Origin of the sequence: Arthrobacter silvisoli (genome assembly GCF_003369445.1) — a bacterium.
GTDB lineage: Bacteria > Actinomycetota > Actinomycetes > Actinomycetales > Micrococcaceae > Arthrobacter > Arthrobacter silvisoli.
Window position 1 is genome coordinate 1 of record NZ_QRCU01000027.1, and the last position, 18295, is coordinate 18295.

Annotated in this window: 16 protein-coding genes; 9 read left to right on the forward strand and 7 right to left on the reverse strand. The window is 69.0% G+C overall.

The window, feature by feature from the left end:
* Nucleotides 1-147: 147 nt before the first annotated feature.
* The 9 genes from dxs (at nucleotide 148) to DWV11_RS06770 (ending at nucleotide 8854) form a co-directional block, all read left to right on the forward strand.
* The gene (gene dxs / locus DWV11_RS06730; protein ID WP_115788121.1) at nucleotides 148-2121 is read left to right on the forward strand and encodes a 1-deoxy-D-xylulose-5-phosphate synthase; all 1974 of its coding nucleotides are present in this window, start codon (nucleotides 148-150) and stop codon (nucleotides 2119-2121) included.
* Complete coding sequence (locus tag DWV11_RS06735; protein ID WP_115788122.1) at nucleotides 2118-2687, forward strand: ribonuclease FAU-1 family protein; 570 nt, start codon at nucleotides 2118-2120, stop codon at nucleotides 2685-2687. The genes dxs and DWV11_RS06735 overlap by 4 nt, the downstream gene beginning before the upstream one ends.
* Nucleotides 2684-3244 (forward strand): hypothetical protein, encoded by a 561-nt coding sequence (locus tag DWV11_RS06740; RefSeq protein WP_115788123.1) that lies wholly within the window; start codon nucleotides 2684-2686, stop codon nucleotides 3242-3244. Before DWV11_RS06735 ends, DWV11_RS06740 begins: the two co-directional genes overlap by 4 nt.
* 32 nt (nucleotides 3245-3276) lie before the next feature.
* Complete coding sequence (locus tag DWV11_RS06745; protein ID WP_115788124.1) at nucleotides 3277-3492, forward strand: helix-hairpin-helix domain-containing protein; 216 nt, start codon at nucleotides 3277-3279, stop codon at nucleotides 3490-3492.
* Between the two features lie 56 nt (nucleotides 3493-3548).
* Nucleotides 3549-4526: an aldo/keto reductase gene (locus DWV11_RS06750; protein WP_115788125.1), complete on the forward strand. Its 978-nt coding sequence runs from the start codon at nucleotides 3549-3551 to the stop codon at nucleotides 4524-4526.
* Nucleotides 4526-5563: a nucleoside hydrolase gene (locus DWV11_RS06755; protein ID WP_115788126.1), complete on the forward strand. Its 1038-nt coding sequence runs from the start codon at nucleotides 4526-4528 to the stop codon at nucleotides 5561-5563. The genes DWV11_RS06750 and DWV11_RS06755 overlap by 1 nt, the downstream gene beginning before the upstream one ends.
* Nucleotides 5564-5640: 77 nt before the next feature.
* Nucleotides 5641-6477 (forward strand): ECF transporter S component, encoded by an 837-nt coding sequence (locus DWV11_RS06760; RefSeq protein WP_115788127.1) that lies wholly within the window; start codon nucleotides 5641-5643, stop codon nucleotides 6475-6477.
* Entirely contained in the window at nucleotides 6474-7247 is a 774-nt protein-coding gene (locus DWV11_RS06765; protein ID WP_115788128.1) for an energy-coupling factor transporter transmembrane component T, read from the forward strand. Before DWV11_RS06760 ends, DWV11_RS06765 begins: the two co-directional genes overlap by 4 nt.
* Nucleotides 7244-8854, forward strand: a complete 1611-nt coding sequence (locus DWV11_RS06770) for an ABC transporter ATP-binding protein (RefSeq protein WP_115788129.1) — start codon at nucleotides 7244-7246, stop codon at nucleotides 8852-8854. The genes DWV11_RS06765 and DWV11_RS06770 overlap by 4 nt, the downstream gene beginning before the upstream one ends.
* A 9-nt stretch (nucleotides 8855-8863) precedes the next feature.
* Here DWV11_RS06770 and DWV11_RS06775 read toward each other — a convergent pair whose 3' ends face one another.
* The 7 genes from DWV11_RS06775 to DWV11_RS06805 form a co-directional block, all read right to left on the reverse strand.
* Nucleotides 8864-11029: a 3-hydroxyacyl-CoA dehydrogenase NAD-binding domain-containing protein gene (locus DWV11_RS06775; protein ID WP_115788130.1), complete on the reverse strand. Its 2166-nt coding sequence runs from the start codon at nucleotides 11027-11029 to the stop codon at nucleotides 8864-8866.
* Nucleotides 11026-12315: a thiolase family protein gene (locus DWV11_RS06780; RefSeq protein ID WP_115788131.1), complete on the reverse strand. Its 1290-nt coding sequence runs from the start codon at nucleotides 12313-12315 to the stop codon at nucleotides 11026-11028. The genes DWV11_RS06775 and DWV11_RS06780 overlap by 4 nt, the downstream gene beginning before the upstream one ends.
* A 326-nt stretch (nucleotides 12316-12641) precedes the next feature.
* Nucleotides 12642-13967, reverse strand: a complete 1326-nt coding sequence (locus DWV11_RS06785) for an HRDC domain-containing protein (protein WP_115788132.1) — start codon at nucleotides 13965-13967, stop codon at nucleotides 12642-12644.
* A gap of 104 nt (nucleotides 13968-14071) precedes the next feature.
* Complete coding sequence (locus DWV11_RS06790) at nucleotides 14072-14728, reverse strand: DUF3000 domain-containing protein (protein WP_115788133.1); 657 nt, start codon at nucleotides 14726-14728, stop codon at nucleotides 14072-14074.
* A 93-nt stretch (nucleotides 14729-14821) separates the two neighbouring features.
* Nucleotides 14822-15910, reverse strand: a complete 1089-nt coding sequence (locus DWV11_RS06795) for a threonine aldolase family protein (RefSeq protein WP_115788134.1) — start codon at nucleotides 15908-15910, stop codon at nucleotides 14822-14824.
* A gap of 95 nt (nucleotides 15911-16005) precedes the next feature.
* Complete coding sequence (locus DWV11_RS06800) at nucleotides 16006-16731, reverse strand: SDR family oxidoreductase (RefSeq protein ID WP_115788135.1); 726 nt, start codon at nucleotides 16729-16731, stop codon at nucleotides 16006-16008.
* On the reverse strand, nucleotides 16731-18098 hold the full coding sequence (locus DWV11_RS06805) for a DUF6421 family protein (RefSeq protein ID WP_115788136.1): 1368 nt from the start codon (nucleotides 18096-18098) through the stop codon (nucleotides 16731-16733). Before DWV11_RS06805 ends, DWV11_RS06800 begins: the two co-directional genes overlap by 1 nt.
* Between the last annotated feature and the right edge of the window lie 197 nt (nucleotides 18099-18295).

Consider the following 18295-nt stretch of genomic DNA (forward strand, 5'->3'; position numbering starts at 1 on the left):
CTGGCCGGTCTTCTGACCGGCCAGGGCCGCCGTCGTTCCGCGCTGTCCGGGCCGGTGCCCACGGCGCGTCCGGTTCGCGGCAGGAACGGGACCCGGCGGGCAAAGCGGTAGAGTTAACGGGCACGTCAATCACCTAAGGAGGGGCCGTTGGGACTCTTGGAGACAATCCGGACTCCGCAGGACCTGGCCACGCTGGGCAGCACGGAACTGGAACAGCTCGCAGGCGAAATCAGGTCCTTCCTGATCACCAACGTCGCCCAGACCGGCGGCCACCTCGGCCCGAACCTCGGCGTCGTGGAGCTGACGATGGCGATTCACCGGATCTTCGACTCTCCCCGCGACAGCATCGTCTTCGACACCGGACACCAGTCCTATGTGCATAAGCTCCTCACGGGGCGCCAGGACTTCAGCACCCTCCGCCAGGAGGGCGGCCTCTCCGGGTACCCGGACCGCGGCGAGTCCGAGCACGACATCGTCGAAAGCTCGCACGCCTCCTCCTCACTGTCCTGGGCCGACGGTATCTCCCGCGCCCGGCAGCTCACCGGTGACGGCGACCGCTACGTGGTGGCCGTCGTCGGCGACGGCGCCCTCACCGGCGGGATGGCCTGGGAAGCCATCAACAACATCGCCGCGGACAAGCGCCGCCGCGTGGTGATCGTGGTCAACGACAACGGCCGTTCCTATGCCCCCACTGTCGGCGGCCTTGCCGACTACCTGGCCTCGCTGCGCCCCACCATCGATTCCTTCCGTGCCGCCCCGGCCTACGAGGTCGTCTTGGACAGGTGGAAGAAACGGCTGCAGAACGGCGGCCCGCTCGGCCAGTTCACCTACCGGAGCCTGCATGCCATGAAGAAGGGCATCAAGGACTGGTGGGCGCCGCAGGGCATGTTCGAAGACCTCGGCATGAAGTACATCGGCCCGGTGGACGGCCACAACCTGCAGGCGCTCGAAAACGCCCTCACCACCGCGCGCCACTACGGCGGACCCGTGATCGTGCACGCCATGACGGAGAAGGGCCACGGTTACGCACCCGCCCGCGCCAACGAAGACGACCAGTTCCACGCCGTCGGCGTCATCGACCCGGAAACCGGCGAGCCCACGGCGTCGCCCGGCGCCCAGTCCTGGACCTCTGTGTTCGCCGAGGAAATCGCGGACATCGCGGATGAACGCAAGGACGTCGTCGGGATCACCGGTGCAATGCTGATCCCCGTGGGCCTGCACAAGTTCGCGGCCCGGCACCCGGAACGGGTGTTCGACGTCGGCATCGCCGAACAGCACGCCCTCACCTCCGCGGCGGGCATGGCCTTCGGCGGCCTCCACCCCGTGGTCGCCGTCTACGCGACGTTTTTGAACAGGGCCTTCGACCAGCTCCTGATGGACGTGGCCCTGCACAAGGCAGGGGTGACGATTGTCTTGGACCGGGCCGGCGTCACCGGGCCGGACGGCGCCAGCCACCACGGCATGTGGGACATGGCCATGGTGCAAATAGTTCCCGGACTGCACCTGGCCGCACCGCGCGACGCCACCCGGCTGCGCGAGGAACTGCGCGAAGCCGTGGCGATCGGCGACGCGCCCAGCGTCGTGCGCTTCAGCCGCGGCAGCGTCGGCAAGGAAGTCGAGGCCATCGAGCGGCTGGCCGACGGTGTGGACGTGCTGGCCCGGCGGCCCGAAGGCTCCACCGAGAACGATGTCCTCATCGTCAGCGTCGGCGCGATGTCCGAACTCGCGCTCGACGTCGCGGCCCGGCTCGGCTCGCAGGGGATCAGCTCCACCGTGGTGGACCCCCGCTGGGTGCTGCCCGTGCGCAAATCCATCATCGCCCTCGCAGCCCGGCACCGCCTGGTCATCTGCATCGAGGACGGCGTCCGCGCCGGCGGCGTCGGCTCGCGGATCCGCCAGGAGATGCGGGCGGCCGGCGTCGACACCGCCCTTAACGAGGTGGGACTGCCCGTGGAGTTCCTCTCGCACGGCACCCGCAGCCAGGTGCTCGAACGGGTCGGACTGACCGCCCAGCAGATCACCCACGACATCGTCGCCCAGGTCCTCGGGACCAAGGTGCCGTTCGCGCGGCCGCTGCCAGGCCAGGCGCACCCCACCACCGGCAGCCTGCCCACCCTGTGAACGGCACCAGGCACCCCGAGGGACTGCAGCCCGGCGACCTCGTGGTGGCGCGCAACCGCAAATGGGACGGCACCGCGCACTGGGTGGTCCCGGGCCGCTACCTCGGTGAGGACATCCACGGCTGGTGGGTGTTCCAGGGCAGGAACGAATTCTGCTCCCGGCCCGGTGCGGCCTTCTACACCGCCTCCGATGCCGTGCTTCTGGTCCCGCGCAGCGGCGATTACGTGGCCACCTTCTATGACGACAGCTACCCGGGGGACTTCCGGATCTACGTCGACCTGGCCCTGGACCACGGCTGGAACTACCTCCGCGAAGGCGTGGCGGAGTTCCACATGATCGACATGGACCTGGACGTCATCAGGTCCACGAAACACGGCGTCTTCATCGATGACGAAGACGAGTTCGAAGAACACCGGCTCTCCATGGGCTACCCGGAACACACCGTGGCCGGGATCCGCGCTGAAGCCGCACGGCTGCACCGGGAAGTACTCACACAACAGGAACCGTTCGACGGCACCGGGCCAGCCGGCACCTGCGCCGCATGGTTCGGAAAAGGACGGGCATGAGCGGGATCATCCGCAGCTACAAGCGTGACGACGACGGCGTACTGCTGTTCCGCGAGGCCTGGTTCGACGAGGATTTCGGCCAGTTCGTCATCAACCACGGCACCGTGGGCCACCAGAGCAGCACGGACGCCACCGACGTCGACGACGAAGAGGCTGCGGAAGGCCTCCTGGCCGCCTTCGCGGCCCAGTGCGAGGACGACGGTTACGCGGAACTGCCCGAATCCGAGCAGTTCTGGCTGGTGGCGCAGTTCGCACTGAAGAGCAAGGATGGCACCGAGCGGGACCGCTACCTGGAACGCAAGGCTAGCGGAGCCCTGCGCAGTGCCCTCGCCTGGCGTGGCCTTGGCACGGTGGAGCGTTCGGAGATCGGGAACTCCCGGCTCAACATCTTCTGCCTCTGCCCCGATGTGAACAAGGCCGTCAACGCCATCAAGGTATGCATCCGCGGCGAGGACCTGGATTTCACCAAGCTCAGCATCGCCGCGGCGCCGCACGGGGAACCGGAGGCATTCAAGCTCAAGCACTCGCCCAAAAACGTCACGGGCTTTACCCTCTAAGGACCACCACCCACGCTTGGAAGGGACGCCCCGTGACATCCAAGAGCAACTGGCCAGGACACACGCCTTTGCCCAAGGGGATCTCGGCTCCCGCCCGCCGGGCACTGGCCCACGAAGGCCTGGAAACCCTGGAACAGATCGCGGAGCTGGGCGAGGAAAGAGTGGCCGGCCTGCACGGCATGGGCCCTAAGACCATGGCCCAGCTGCAGGATGCCATGGAAGACGCCGGAATCAGCTTCCCGTCCTGAACCCGCAGGCCCGGCCGCAGCAAACCGGACCCACCGGATCGCCTAGGCTGGGGACCATGACTGAATACCGCCGTCTTGGACATTCCGGATTGACCGTCTCCGTCGTCGGGCTGGGCTGCAACAACCTGGGCCGGGCGAACACTGCCACCGAATCGCAGAAGGGCACGGACGCCGTCGTCCACGCGGCCCTTGACGCCGGGGTGACGCTCTTCGATGTCGCGGACACCTACGGCAAGGAGCCCGGGCTGAGCGAAACCATGCTCGGCAAGGCGCTCAAGGGCCGCCGGGACGACGCCATCGTGGCCACCAAGTTCGGCATGGACATGAAGGGCGCCAACGGCAAGGACTTCGGCGCCCGCGGTTCGCGCCGGTACATCGTCCAGGCCGTCGAGGCGTCCCTGCGCCGCCTGAACACGGACTGGATTGACCTGTACCAGTTCCACACGCCGGACCCCCTCACGCCGATCGGGGAAACCCTCGCGGTCCTCGACGAGCTCGTCAGCGCCGGCAAGGTCCGCTACATCGGCCACTCCAACCGCACGGGCTGGCAGATCGCCGAGGCCGAATACGTGGCCCGGATGAGCGGCGGCGCGCGGTTCATCTCCACCCAGAACCACTACAACCTGCTGGACCGCCGCGCCGAGCTGGAGGTCCTGCCGGCGGCCGAAGCATTCGGCCTGGGCGTGCTGCCGTACTTCCCGCTCGCCAACGGTCTGCTGACCGGTAAATACGCCCCGGGTGAGGCTCCCAAGGGTTCGCGCCTCAGCCACACCCGCACCTACATGGTGCACGACGCCGATTGGGAGCAGCTGGGCCGCTTCAGCCGCTTCGCCAAGGAACGCGGACTGAACGAACTGCAGCTGGCCTTCTCCTGGCTCGCCGCACAGCCGGCCGTGAGCAGCGTCATCGCCGGCGCCACCCGGCCCGAACAGATCGTGGAGAACGCCGCCGCTGTGCGCTGGGTGCCCAGCGCCGAAGAACGCACCGAACTGGACGGGATCTTCCCGCCGCAGCCGAAGGTCGCGCTTTTCTGATGCCGCAGCCGGTCAGCCTGTTGCTGGACTGCGACACGGGAATCGACGACGCCCTCGCCTTGGCCTACCTGTGCAGCCAGCCGCACGTGGAACTTGTGGCGGTGAGCAGCACCCCGGGCAACGTCGATGCGGAACAGGTAGCCCGCAACAACCTCGCCCTGCTCGAACTGTGCGGCAGGCCCGACGTGCCCGTGGCCATCGGGGCCCGGGCGCCGCTGGAGATTCCCCTGGTGACCACGCCGGAGACCCACGGGCCGCAGGGCATCGGCTACGCCGAGTTGCCGGAACCGCAGGGCCGCGTGTACGCCGGGGACGCCGTCGAACTCTGGATCGAAGCGGCCCGGGCCCGGCCGGGGGAGCTGACCGCGCTCCTGACCGCCCCATTGACCAACTTCGCCCTCGCCCTGCGCGCGGAACCCCGGCTCCCGGAGCTGCTGCGCGGCGTCGTGATCATGGGCGGCAGCTACTACTACCAGGGCAACACCACGCCCACCGCCGAATGGAACACCCACGTGGACCCGCACGCCGCGGCGGAGGTGTTCGCCGCGTTCTCCGGGCTGCCCGAAGAGAAGCTGCCTGTGGTGTGCGCCCTGGAAAGCACCGAGCGGATCGAAATGCGCCCGGAACACGTGGAGGACCTCGCCCGGGAAGCCGGCTGCGCCGTTCCCGAACTGGTGCTGCCCGGCCAGCCGGAGGGCCTGCGCAGCACCGCGTCGAACCCGCTGGTCCGGCACCTCAGCGACATGCTGCGCTTCTACTTCGAGTTCCACCGCGCCTACGACCAGGGGTACATCGCGCACGTGCACGACTACTTCGCCGCGGCCGTCGCGGCAGGAACCGTCCGCTACGGAACCCGCACGGCCACGGTGCACGTGGAAACCGCGGCCCCGCGGCTGCTCGGCACCACCGTGGCCGACTACCGCGGCCTCTGGGGTGAGGCGCCGAACGCCCGGATCGTCTCGGAGAACCATCCCGGGGAGGCCTTCGACGAACTGATCCGCTCGCTGGGAGCACTGGCCCGGAGGATCCATGGCTAGGATGGTTCCAGCGCCGAGGTGACATAGGCGAAAAACGCGTGCACAGCCCACAGCTATGAACCCAGCAAGGAACCACCATGGCATCCCCGTCACCGCAGCAGCCTTCCCTCCTCCTGCCCGAAGCCCCCAAGCGCCGGCGCCTCCTTGAGATCCTCGGCGCCGCATCGATCATCGTGACCTATGTGGTGTTGGTGCTCACGCAGCCCACAGACATCGCCGCCGGCCCCGGAAGCCTGGCCGCCCTCGCCGCTTTGGGCGGCTTCCTCCTTGGCGCGGTGCTCCTGGTGGTTGCCGTCCTTCCCACCCTGCCCACCTCCACCGTGGTGCTCATCCCTATTGCCATGGTCCTGAACATCGTGTTGGGCCAGTTCGTGGGCAGCACCTTGGTGCCGTTCTACCTGGACGCGATCGGCACGGTCCTGGTGGCGGTCCTGGCCGGCCCGGCCGCCGGCGCCGCCACCGGCGCCCTGAGTTCGATCGTCTGGTCGCTGTTCAACCCCACGGTGCTGCCGTTCGCCGCCGGTGCCGCCCTGATCGGCTGGCTGGCCGGGCTGGCTGCGCGTGCCGGGGTGTTCCGCCGCTTCTACCTGGTGCCGTTCGCGGGCTTCCTCTCGGGAGTGCTGGGCGGCGTGGTGTCCGCACCGATTGCCGCGTTCGTGTTCGGCGGGACGTCCGGGCTGGCCACCGGCGCCATTGTGTCCGCATTCCGCGCGATGGGGGACTCCCTGCTCGCTGCCATCACCAAGCAGGCGCTGATCTCCGACCCGGCGGACAAGGCCATCGTGTTCACCGTGGCCGCGCTCCTGGTCTACGCCCTGCCGCGGCGCAGTTCCTTCCAGTTCCCCTTCGTCCGCCGCTACCGGGTGCTTGCGGGCCGGGCGCCTCAGGGCCGGGGGACCGCAACCCAGGCATGAGCCGCGGCACGCTGTCGCTGGAGCGCCTGAACCCCCTGACCTCCCTTACCGGTGCCGCCGCCGTCGCGGTCATCACGACGGCGGCAGGCCAGTGGGCCTTTTCCCTTGCCGTCCTTGGCGGACTCCTTGCCCTGACGCTGCGGCAGGCGCGTGCGGCCGCGGTGCTGCGCGCCGCCACGGCCATCCTGCTGCCGTTCTGGGCGGCTCTGCTGTTGGTGCACGGGCTGTTCTTCCCCGAAGGACGGACGGTTTTGGCGGAACTCGGCCCGGCCACCGTTACGCGCGAAGGCCTGCTCTTCGCCCTCGACGCCGGCCTGCGCACCGGTGTGTTCGTCGTGGCGTTCCTGCTGTTTTCCTTCACCGTCCGGGTCCCCGAGCTTCTCAGCGTCCTTTCCGCCCGCGGTCTGCCGCCCCGGCTCGGCTTCGTCGTCGTCTCGGCGCTGACCCTGCTGCCGGCCGCAGCGCAACGGATCCGCCGCATCCGGGCCGCCCAGGAAGCCCGGGGCCTGGTCATCGGCCGGAGCCTGGCCTCCCGGCTCCTCGCCGCCCGGCTGCAGGCCGTTCCGCTGGTGCTCTCCCTTGTCCACGAGTCCGGGGAACGGGCCCAGGCCCTCGACGCACGGGGCTTCTCCGGCCGGCAGCCGCACACCAGCCTCCGGACGGTGCCCGATTCCGTGCCCCAGTGGGCGGCGCGCCGGGTCCTTCTGGTGCTGAGCCTCGCCGCCGTGGCCGTCCGCGTGGCGCTGGCCCTGTTCGGCGGACGCGCATGAGCGCCCGGCCGCTCCTTGCCGCGCACGTAGCTTCCTTCCGTTTCCACGGCGCGGACGCCCCGGTGCTCAGGGACATCAGCATCGCCGTGGACGCCGGAAGCCTGACGGCGGTGCTCGGCGGCTCCGGCAGCGGCAAGAGCACTCTCGCCAGGATCCTTGCGGCCTGGCTGCCCGGGCATCACGGCGGGGAACTCCGCGGCCGGCTGGAACTGGGTGCTTCCGGTGCCGGGGCCTGCATCGACTTCACCGGGGGCAGCGACGATCCCCGGATCGACCCCGCGGCGTGGGCTGCTCACGTGGCCTACGTGCCCCAGGACGCCGCCGCCATGCTCTCCACGGTCCGGGATACCGTGGCCGGCGAACTGGCGTTCGGCCTGGAAAACCTGGGCATCCCGGCCGGGGACATGCTGCGCCGGATCGCCGGCACCGCCGAACTCACGGGGCTCCAGGATCTGCTGGAACGGGATCCGGCCACCCTCTCCGGCGGCGAGCTCCGCCGCCTGGCTATCGGCTGCGCCGTGATCGGCCGGCCCTCCGTGCTGCTGCTCGACGAACCGTTCGCGTCCTTGGACGCCTCCGGAGCGCGGACCGTGGAGCTCCTGCTGAGGCGGCTGACCGCAGAAGGAACAGCGGTGGTGGTGTTCAGTTCGACGGTGGACACGCTGAGCCGCACCGCCACGCACTGGACGGTGCTGGGTAATACAGTCCTTGGCAATACAGCGCTTGGCAGCGGGGAGCACGACGGCGGCCGGCAACTTGCCGCCGGAACGCCGGACATCCTGCTGGCGGCTGGCTCCTCAGGGGAGGATGTCCTGGCCCGTTCCGGCGTCGTGGTCCCCGGCGCTGAGGTGTCCGGCGCTGGGGTGTCCGGCGCTGCGCCCCCGCGCCCGGTGCGCACCTCCGCTCCCGCGGATGCTGCTCCCGTCCTGGAACTCAAGGGCGTCCGCTTCAGCTATGACGGACCCGGGGCGTCCGAGCGGGAAACCCTCCGCGGAGTGGACCTTGCGGTCCTGCCGGGGGAGGTCCTGGCCGTCACCGGACCAAACGGCAGCGGGAAGTCGACCCTGCTGCGCCAGCTTAACGGACTGCTCCGTCCCGGTTCCGGAACCGTGCTGCTCAGGGGCGCTCCCACAGATGGAACATCCCCCGGAGTGCTGGCGGCCGACGTCGGGCTGCTGTTCCAGGACCCCCGCTTCCAGCTGTTCGAACGGACGGCGCTGCGGGAGGTCGCCTTCGGGCTGGGCACGAAATGGCGCCTGTTCCGGCGCAAGCAGGACGATGCCAGGGCGCGGGAACGCGCCCTGGCCGCCCTGGCCGCCGTCGGCCTCGAAGCGCACGCCGGCATCCACCCGCTGGAGCTGCCGGCATCGTCCCGGCGCCTGCTGGCCCTTGCCACGGTGATCGCACGGGAGCCTGCGGTGCTCGCCCTCGACGAGCCGACAGTGGGCCTGGACCGGCGGGGCCTGGCGGTCCTGGACACCGCCATGGCGGACGCGACGGCCCGCGGCGCTGCCGTCGTGATGGTCACCCACGACCTCGGCTACGCCCGCGCGCGGGCGCACCGGCTCCTGCGGCTCGACGGCGGGGTGCTCACACCCCTCGGATAGCGGCTGCGCCTAGACGGGGGCCGGCGCCGACGCTACCCCCGGGGCCAGGAAGCGTTTGCCGTTAACCCGCTCGGAGGCGCCGGTGCGGTCCAGGTACGGGGTGATGCCGCCCAGGAACATCGGCCAGCCCGCGCCGAGGATGACGCAAAGGTCGATGTCTTCCGGACCTGCCACCACGCCCTCCTGGAGCATGAGGCCGATCTCCTCGGCCAGCGCGTCCTGGGTCCGGCGGAGCACGTCCTCTCCGGTAGAGGGGGAACTGCCGAAGGACATCAGGGACAGGGTTTCTTCGGGGATCACCCGGGAGCCGTCAGGTCCCTCGACCCAGAGGGTTTTCACGCCGTTGTCGATCAGCTTCTGCAGGTTGTGCGAGACCGCGAACCGTTCCCCGAAGGCGGCATGCAGGGACTCCTGGACGTGTTGGGCTACCGGAAGGCCTACCATCGCGGCCAGCGTGAACGGAGACATCGGCAGGCCCATCGGGCGCAACGCCGTGTCCGCGACCTCGGCGGGCGTGCCCTCGTCGAACGCAGCGATCACTTCACCCATGAGGCGCAGCAGGATGCGGTTGACCACGAAGGCGGCGGCGTCCTTGACCAGCACGGCGGTCTTCTTCAGGCCCTTGGCCAGCTCGAAGGCGGTGGCCAGCACCGCGTCGTCGGTCTGCGGCGCCCGGACGATCTCCAGCAGCGGCATGACGGCCACCGGGTTGAAGAAATGGAAGCCCACCAGGCGTTCGGGATGCTTGAGGTCTTCTGCCATGGCGGTCACGGACAGGGAGGACGTGTTCGTGGCCAGGATGCACTCGGCCGAAACGATGGCTTCCACCTCGGCGAAGACCTGCTTCTTGACGCTGAGCTCCTCGAACACCGCCTCGATCACGAAGTCGGCGTCGGCGAAGGCCTCTTTGGATACCGAGCCGCTGACCAGGGCCTTGGTGCGGTTGGCCGCGTCCTGGCTGATGCGCCTCTTGCCCAGCAGCTTGTCCACCTCGGCATGGACGTAGGCCACCCCCTTGTCCACCCGCTCCTGGTCGATGTCCGTCAGCACCACCGGAACCTTGAGTTGGCGGGCGAACAACAGCGCCAGCTGTCCGGCCATCAGGCCCGCGCCGACGACGCCGACCTTGGTCACAGGCCGGGCGAGCTTGCGGTCCGGTGCTCCGGCGGGTCGCTTGGAGCGCTTCTGCACGAGGTCCAGGAAGGCGTAGACGGTGGAGCGGAACCCGTCCGTCTGCATCAGTCCGGCGAGCGTTTCGCATTCCAGGGCAGCGGACTCTGCCTGGCCCAGGGTGCGGTTGGCTTCCATGATCTCCAGCACCTTGGCCGGGGCGGGGGAGGCGTTGGAGGTTTTGGCCTCCACGAAGGCCCGGCCGCGGGCCACGGCGGCTGCCCAGCGTTCCGCGACGGCGGGGTCGGCCGGATCGACGGCGTTGCGGCGTTCCGGGACCGTGTCGCCGGCGATGACCTGCGCGGCCCAGGCGATGGACTGCTCGAGGAAATCGGCGGGTTCGAACATGGCATCGGCGATGCCCAGCCCGAAGGCCTGCGGACCGCTGAGGGTGCGGTTGTTGCTCAGCGGGTTTTCGATCATCACCGTGACGGCGTTCTCCGGCCCGATGAGCCGCGGGAGCAGGTACACCCCGCCCCAGCCCGGGACCAGGCCGAGGAGGGCTTCCGGCAGGGCCAGTGCGCCGGCGCCGGTGGATACCGTCCGGTAGCTGGACTGCAGTGCGATCTCGAGGCCGCCGCCCAGTGCAAGGCCGTTGATGAAGGCGAAGCTCGGCACGCCCAGCGAGGCCAGGGTGCCGTAGACCTCGTGGCCCAGCTGAGCCATCCACAAGCCGTGCTCGCGTTCTCGCAGGTTCTTGACTGCGGACAGGTCGGCGCCGGCCACCAGGAAGTACGGCTTGCCGGTCACCCCGACGCCGACGATCTCGCCGCGGGCGGCCCGTTCCTTGAGGCCTTCCAACACGGTGCCGAGCTCCACGAGGGTGTTCGGGCCAAGCGTGGTGGGCTTGTTGTGGTCGAGGTCGTTGTCCAGGGTGATGAGGGCGAAGGTGCCAACGCTGGCCTTCCCGCCTGCGGACGGCAGGACGATGTCCTGGACGTAGGAGTGGGTGACCGTCTCGTCAGGGAAGAGGTCTGCCAGTTTCCGGAAATCTACGGCGCTCATGCGACGGCTCCCTTGCTGTCGGTGCTGCTGGTGTCTGTGGTGGCGGCCGTGGCCGCAGCGTGGTCTCCGTAGTTGGCGTGGTGCGGGTTCTCCCAGATCACGGTGGCGCCCATGCCGAGACCGATGCACATGGTGGTGATGCCGTACCGCACCGAGGGGTCTTCCTCGAACTGCCGGGCCAGCTGGTTCATGAGGCGCACGCCCGAGGACGCAAGCGGATGCCCGACGGCGATCGCCCCGCCGTAGCGGTTGACCCGCGGATCGTTGTCGGCGATGCCGAAGTGGTCCAGGAAGCTGAGGACCTGCACGGCGAAGGCCTCGTTGATTTCGAACAGGCCGATGTCCTCGATCGTCAGGCCCGCGTTCTTCAGCGCTTTTTCGGTGGCGGGTACCGGTCCGATGCCCATGACCTCGGGCTCGACGCCGGCGAAAGCGTACGCGACCAGGCGCATCTTGACGTTCAGCCCCATCTCCTCCGCGGCATCCGAGGAGGCCAGGAGCGCCGCCGTCGCGCCGTCATTCAAACCCGCGGCATTGCCCGCGGTGACGCGGCCGTGCGGGCGGAACGGCGTGCGGAGCTCCGCGAGGTCAGCCACCGTGGTGCCCGGCCGGGGCGGTTCGTCCGTGGTGTGCAGGGCCCAGCCAGCGCCCGGCCTCTTCGCGGCCACGGGCACCAGGTCCGGCTGGATCTGCTCCTTCGCGTAGGCGGCGGCGAGTTTGGCCTGGGACGCTGCGGCGTAGGCGTCGGTGCGTTCCTTGGTGATGGCGGGGAAGCGGTCATGCAGGTTTTCGGCCGTGTTGCCCATGTTCAGGGCGGCCGGATCCACGAGGCGTTCGGACATGAATCGCGGGTTCGGGTCGGCGCCTGCGCCCATCGGGTGGTTGCCCATGTGCTCCACGCCGCCGGCAATCACCACGTCGTAGGCGCCGAAACCGATGCCGCTGGCCGTCGTCGTGACCGCCGTCATGGCTCCGGCGCACATGCGGTCGATCGCGAAGCCGGGAACGGTGCGGGGCAGCCCGGCCAGCAGTGCCGCGGTGCGGCCGATGGTCAGGCCCTGGTCGCCGGTCTGGGTGGTGGCGGCGATGGCCACCTCATCGACGCGTTCGGCGGGCAGGGAGGGGTTGCGCCGCAGCAGATCCCGGATGCACTTGACCACGAGGTCGTCCGCGCGGGTGCCGGCGTAGATGCCTTTCTCCCCGGCCTTGCCGAACGGCGTGCGTACTCCGTCCACGAAGACGACGTCCCGGACCGTGCGTTGCTGTGTGTTCCCGCTGGGGCTCATGTGTACTCCTCTTCGAGACAAGGTTGGGGGCGTGGCAGGCGCATCCGGTAAGGATGTCCGCCGCCCCGGACAATGTTACTCGTCAGTAACATGAGGGGCAAGGCTGCAAGCCGAGGGCACACTTGCCCCGGCGTGGGGAGGGCTTCCATCCGTCAAGGGGATCAGGCGCAGACCGCCCCGCGCGAGGGTTGAAGCATGACAAGCAACCATGGCAAAACCAGCAACGAAGCAAGCGCCCTGCCCGAAGCTACCCGTGCAGGCAACTCCTTGCGCACTCACTAGATTCATCAGACCCGGGGCCCGCAACGGCGGTTAGCTGCACGCAGCTAGCCGGCGGACTTGTCCTTGGCATCCTTCGGTGGCAGCGGGGCGGGGTGCAGGCTCGCCTCGGCCAGGATCGGCGCAGTGAGCTTGATCTGCCATTCCCGGGCGCCCAGTCCGCGCAGTTCCGCGGCGATGGTCTCCGCAGTGATCTCCGACGGCGGCCGCCACAGGACGCGGCGCAGGTAGTCCGGGGTCAGGAGGTTTTCGACGGGCAGCTTCAGCTCTTCGGCGGTCGCCTGCAGGCGGGGACGCGCGGTCGCCAGGCGGGCGGCGGCGTCGGGATCCCGGTCCGCCCACACGCGCGGCGGGGGCGGGGCGTTCGTGGGAAGGTGCAACGGGGGGAGCTCGTCCAGCCCGCGGGCAGTGGAAATGCAACGCAGCCAGCGCGGGGCTTCGCGCTGGGCCGCGCGGCCATGGAAGCCTTTGGTGGCCAGCAGTTGCGGAACAGTGGAGGGCAGCGCCTTGGCGGCCGCCACGAGCGCGGAGTCCGGGATGAGCCGGCCAGGCGCGACGTCGCGCGTCCGTGCCAGCTGGTCTCTCTCCAGCCACAGTTCCCGCACGGCGGCAAGCTGCCGCCGGTCCCGGATCTGGTGCAGCCCGGAGGTCTTGCGCCACGGGTCCACCCGCGGTGCAGGGATGCCGTTCGCCAGGATCCCGGCAAACTCCTGCTCCGCGAATTCCAGTTTGCCGTCCGCGTCGAGCAGTTCGATGAGTTCCTCGCGCAGCTCGGCGAGGACTTCGACGTCGAGGGCGGCGTACCGCAGCCAGGGTTCCGGCAGCGGCCGGGTGGACCAGTCAGCCGCCGAGTGTTCCTTTGCAAGGCCGAAGCCCAGGAGCTGTTCGATGACGGCGGCAAGCCCCACGCGGGGCAGTCCCGCCAGCCGGGCGGCGAGTTCAGTGTCGAAAAGCTTGTCCGGCCACATACCCAGTTCGGCCAGGCAGGGCAGGTCCTGCGTGGAGGCGTGCAGGATCCATTCGACGCCGGACAGGGCCTCGTTGACGATCTTCAGGTCGTCGAACGGTTCGGGGTCGATCAGCCAGGTGCCGGCGCCTTCGCGGCGGATCTGGACGAGGAACGCGCGCTGGCCGTAGCGGAACCCGGAGGCGCGTTCGGCGTCGACGCCCGCAGGACCGGTGCCAGCGGCGATCGCGGCGGCGCAGCGCTCCAGGCCGGCCGGGGTGTCGATGACCAGGGGCACGCCTTCGCGCGGGGCATCGAGGTCGATGACCTCGGGGATGGGATTGTCGAAGCCTTCCACGGTGATGTGTGGGGCGGGTTCAGCAGCCGGGCCGCCGGCTGTGGTGGGATCCGGGTTTTCAGGACTCATGGTGCCTTACAGTCTAGCGATTCTGCCCGGCAGGGGGTGGATACGGTGCCGGTGCGGTAGCCGGGGAGCCCGAATGTGCCGGCACCCGTGCCAAGCGCCGGCACTCAGGTCAACCGCCGGGACGGAAGCGGGGTGACACCCGGTGGCAGGGGCGGCAGGCCGGCGAAGGTGCACACCATGTCGGACCAGGCTTCGAGGTGGGCCTGCGCATCGGAAGTTGCAGGGGTCCAGGAGGCGCGCAGTTCGATGTCGATGGTTTCAGGCCGGCCGGCGAGGGTGCCGAAGCTCTCCGAGAGGATCCGGGTTGCCGTTCCGCCGGCGGCCCGGTACCGGGCTCCGTGGTTCTCCAGCGCTTCGACCAGCCAGGTCCAGGCCACTGACCCCAGCATCGCGTCGTTTCCCATGTCGGCCTCCAGCTGGGCCCGGATGTAGGTCACGATCCGGAATTGGCCGTCCCACACCGCGGAGCCGTCCGGATCATGCAGCAGGATGAAGCGGCCCGTGGCGAGCTCGTTGTCTTCGTCATCGTCCCGGGATGCAGGGTTGTCCGCCGCGAAGGCCAGCGCTGCCGGGCCGTGGACGGGCGGTTGGCGGCGGGCGGGTGCGTGGCTGAACACCTCCGCGCCCATGGCGACGGCGTACGGGGCAAGGCGCGTGGGAGCCGGGATTTCGCCGAGTTTCAGCTCGGGTCTGCACTGGGCCTTCCGGAGTGTTCCCAAGGCGTGAAGAAAGTCCTCAGGAAGCTGTGATAGAGCATTCACCTTGGCAGGTTATGTGCCCGGGGCGGCGAAATCCGGTAGGCACGCCGCCCCGGACGGGGGCGCTGTGACCCGGGGGCGCGGTGGCCCAATGGGCTACTGAGCAGCCAGTTCGCGTTTGATCGCGGCAACGAAGGCATCAATGTCGGCCTCGCTCGTGTCGAAGGAGCACATCCAGCGGACCTCCCGCGCGGCCTCGTTCCAGTCATAGAACTTGAACGAATTCCGCAGCCGGTCAGCCACGCCCGGGGGCAGGACTGCGAACACGCCGTTCGACTGGGTTGCCTGGGTGGGCTCGACGCCGTCGATCCGGTCCACCGCTGCGCGCAGGCGGGTGGCCATGTCGTTCGCATGTCCTGCTGAACGCAACCAGAGGCCGTCCTCCAAGAGGGCGATGAACTGGGCGGAGATGAAGCGCATCTTCGAGGCCAGCTGCATGTCCATCTTGCGCAGGTACTTCAGGCCGTGGGCGGCCCCGGGGTTCAGCGCTACCACGAGTTCGCCGAAGAGCAGCCCGTTCTTGGTGCCGCCGAAAGAGAGGATGTCCACGCCGGCATCGCGGGTGAAGGTGCGCAGCGGAACACCGAGGTGGGCGGCTGCGTTGGCCAGCCTGGCGCCATCCATGTGCAGCTTCATGCCGCGGGCATGGGCGTGGTCGGCGATCGCCTTGACTTCCTCGGGCGTGTAGCAGGTGCCCAGTTCGGTGGTCTGCGTGATTGAGACCGCCAGCGGCTGCGCGCGGTGCTCGTCGCCCCAGCCCCAGGCCTCACGGTCGATCAGTTCCGGCGTCAGCTTGCCGTCCGTGGTGGGGACCTGCAGCAGCTTCATGCCGCCGATCCGTTCCGGTGCGCCGTTCTCGTCCACGTTGATGTGGGCGGTGCCGGCGCAGACCACGGCGCCCCAGCGCGGCAGCAGGGACTGGAGGGCGACGACGTTGGCCCCGGTGCCGTTGAAGACCGGGTAGCACTCGGCGCCTTCGCCGAAGAGCTCCCGGATGAGCCCTTCCAGCTTGTGGGTGTATTCGTCGTCGCCATAGGCGACCTGGTGCCCGCCGTTGGCGGCGGCAAGCGCTGCCAGGACTTCCGGGTGTGCACCGGAGTAGTTGTCGGACGCGAAGCCCCGGACCTCGGGATCGTGGATCCGGCCGGCGAGGGTTTCCGTGGACTGCTGCAGGGCAGTTGTCATGGGTTCATTCACTCTTTCAGTCTAAGGAGGGGCGGCCGTTGCGGGCCGCGCCAAAAGGCGCCGGTCAACCCCAGGGGCACCCTGGGGGAGCCGCGTCAGGGAACCAGCCGGATGCGCTGGCCGTTCACGTCGGCTGCAGGCTGCTTGAACAGCCCGACGGCGGCCGCGGCCAGTTCCTCGACGTCCGTGTATCCGGGGAATTTCCGTTCCGGCTGGGCCAGCCGCATCCCGGCGTCCAGGAGCGCCTTGACGACGAACACGACGGCGGCGCTGTGCTGCTCCACCGGATCGGACTTCGCGTCGGACTGCTCGCGCCGGAAACCGTCGGCGACGGCGAACGTCCAGGCTTCCGCGGCGGCCTTGGCCGCAGCGTACGTGGCCGCCGCTGCGGTCGGCGCGGACACCGCCGTCGAGCTGACGATGGCGAGCCGTCCGGCGGGGGAGTCGGCCAGGTCACGATAGAAGACCCGGGAGACGTTCCGGAGCGTGGTCACGGATCCGGTGGACAGGACGTCCCAATCCTCGTCCGGCTGGTCCTCGATGCCCGTGGCACCGCGCCAGCCGCCCACCAGGTGGATGATGCCGTCCACGGGGCCGGCCGCGGCGTGGACCTCGGCGGCGAGTTCCCGCACGGCGTCAAGGCTGGCGAGGTCGCAGACCAGGGGCGTGACGCCGTCGCCGGCTTCTTCCGCGGCGGCGGTGATGCGGCCGCGGTCCGAGCCGACGGTGAAGACCCGGTGCCCGGCAAAGGCAAGGGCCCGGGCGACAGCAACGCCGGAAGCGCTGCTGCCGCCCGTGACCAGGACATTCAGGGAGGGCATCATGCCGCCGTCGATCCCGTGATGCCGGTGGTGGACTCGATGACAGGCCGCATCTTCTTCTCCAATGCCTCGTAGAACATGGACAGCGGGAATTCGTCGTCCATGACCTGATCGGTCAGTTCGCGCGGCGTGCCGGTCAGCGGCAGCGCGTCGGGGCCCTTGGCCCAGACCGAAGCGGGGTTGGGGGTAACGGTACCGGAAATCAGCTGGTATGCGGCCAGCCAGTGTGCAGTCTTCGGGCGGTCGATCGAGCGCCAGTAGAGCTCCTCGATCCGCTCGCCGAGTTCGACGACGACGTCGGCGACCTCGTCCCAGTCGATGCTGAGCTTGCTGTCGGTCCAGTGCAGCACACGGTGCTGGTGCATCCAGGCGAACAGGAGCTGGCCGCCCAGGCCGTCGTAGTTACGCACGCGGCTGCCGGTGATGGCGAAGCGGAAGATGCGGTCGAAGATGACCGCGTACTGGACGAGCTTGGCGTGCTTGCGGGCGTCCTCGGAGGCGTCCTCGTCCTTTTCGATCTTCACGGACTCGCGGAAGGCGGTCAGGTCGCAGCGCAGTTCCTCCAGGGAGTACAGGAAGAACGGCATGCGCTGCTTGATCATGAACGGGTCGAAGGGCAGGTCGCCGCGCATGTGGGTGCGGTCGTGGATCAGGTCCCACATCACGAAGGTGCGCTGGGTGAGGTCCTGGTTGTCCAGCAGTTCGGCGGCGTCGGCCGGCAGTTCAAGCGAGGTGGTCTCTGCGGCGGCCTTCAGGACGCGGCGGAAGCGGGCGGCCTCGCGGTCGGCGAAGATGGCGCCCCAGGTGAAGGTGGGGGTTTCGCGGACGGCGACGGTCTCGGGGAACAGCACGGCGGAGTTGGTGTCGTAGCCCGGGGTGAAGTCGATGAACCGGATCGGCACAAAGAGCTTGTTGGAGTAGTCACCGGCTTCCAGGCCGCCGATGAACTCGGGCCAGATCACCTCGATCAGCACGGCCTCCACCAAGCGGCTGGTGCTGCCGTTCTGCGTGTACATCGGGAACACCACGAGGTGCTGCAGGCCGTCAATGCGCTGTTCCTGCGGCTGGAACGCCATCAGGGAGTCCAGGAAGTCCGGCACGCCGAAGCCTGCATCGGCCCAGCGGGCGAAGTCCTTGACGAGCAGGTCAAGGTAGGTGGCGTCGTGCGGGAAAGCGGGGGCGAGTTCCTCGACGGCGGTGATGATGGCAGCGACATGTCCCCGCGCGGCCTCGTGGTCGGTGGTCTCGGGGACGGAACCGTCCTTGACCTGCAGGGCCTGCAATGCGGTGGCTGCTGCCTTCAGGGAGGCCCAGGCGGGGTTCTCTGCGGTGATGCGGGTGCGGGGCGCCGTGGCGGTGGTGGTCATCGTTGACGTTGCCTTTCCTCAGTGGTTTTTGATTCTGAGGCGAGCGTAGCAAGCGAACAGAGTTGCTAAGTGAAAAGTGCCTTGAGCATAAGAAACTCTATTGCATGGAGCGTGGGAAAGGGCCGGGAGGTCCAGCCGCGGAACAGGCTGGACCTCCCGGCCCTGGCAAGATCAGTTTCCGGCCGGCGTTTCGACCA

Bases quoted from the DNA above. Each gene is read 5' to 3' on its own strand.
- DWV11_RS06740 (WP_115788123.1), top strand. From the start codon at position 2,684: ATGAGCGGGATCATCCGCAGCTACAAGCGTGACGACGACGGCGTACTG.
- DWV11_RS06750 (WP_115788125.1), top strand. From the start codon at position 3,549: ATGACTGAATACCGCCGTCTTGGACATTCCGGATTGACCGTCTCCGTC.
- DWV11_RS06755 (WP_115788126.1), top strand. From the start codon at position 4,526: ATGCCGCAGCCGGTCAGCCTGTTGCTGGACTGCGACACGGGAATCGAC.
- DWV11_RS06760 (WP_115788127.1), top strand. From the start codon at position 5,641: ATGGCATCCCCGTCACCGCAGCAGCCTTCCCTCCTCCTGCCCGAAGCC.
- DWV11_RS06765 (WP_115788128.1), top strand. From the start codon at position 6,474: ATGAGCCGCGGCACGCTGTCGCTGGAGCGCCTGAACCCCCTGACCTCC.
- DWV11_RS06770 (WP_115788129.1), top strand. From the start codon at position 7,244: ATGAGCGCCCGGCCGCTCCTTGCCGCGCACGTAGCTTCCTTCCGTTTC.
- DWV11_RS06775 (WP_115788130.1), bottom strand. From the start codon at position 11,029: ATGAGCGCCGTAGATTTCCGGAAACTGGCAGACCTCTTCCCTGACGAG.
- DWV11_RS06780 (WP_115788131.1), bottom strand. From the start codon at position 12,315: ATGAGCCCCAGCGGGAACACACAGCAACGCACGGTCCGGGACGTCGTC.
- DWV11_RS06785 (WP_115788132.1), bottom strand. From the start codon at position 13,967: ATGAGTCCTGAAAACCCGGATCCCACCACAGCCGGCGGCCCGGCTGCT.
- DWV11_RS06795 (WP_115788134.1), bottom strand. From the start codon at position 15,910: ATGACAACTGCCCTGCAGCAGTCCACGGAAACCCTCGCCGGCCGGATC.
- DWV11_RS06800 (WP_115788135.1), bottom strand. From the start codon at position 16,731: ATGCCCTCCCTGAATGTCCTGGTCACGGGCGGCAGCAGCGCTTCCGGC.
- DWV11_RS06805 (WP_115788136.1), bottom strand. From the start codon at position 18,098: ATGACCACCACCGCCACGGCGCCCCGCACCCGCATCACCGCAGAGAAC.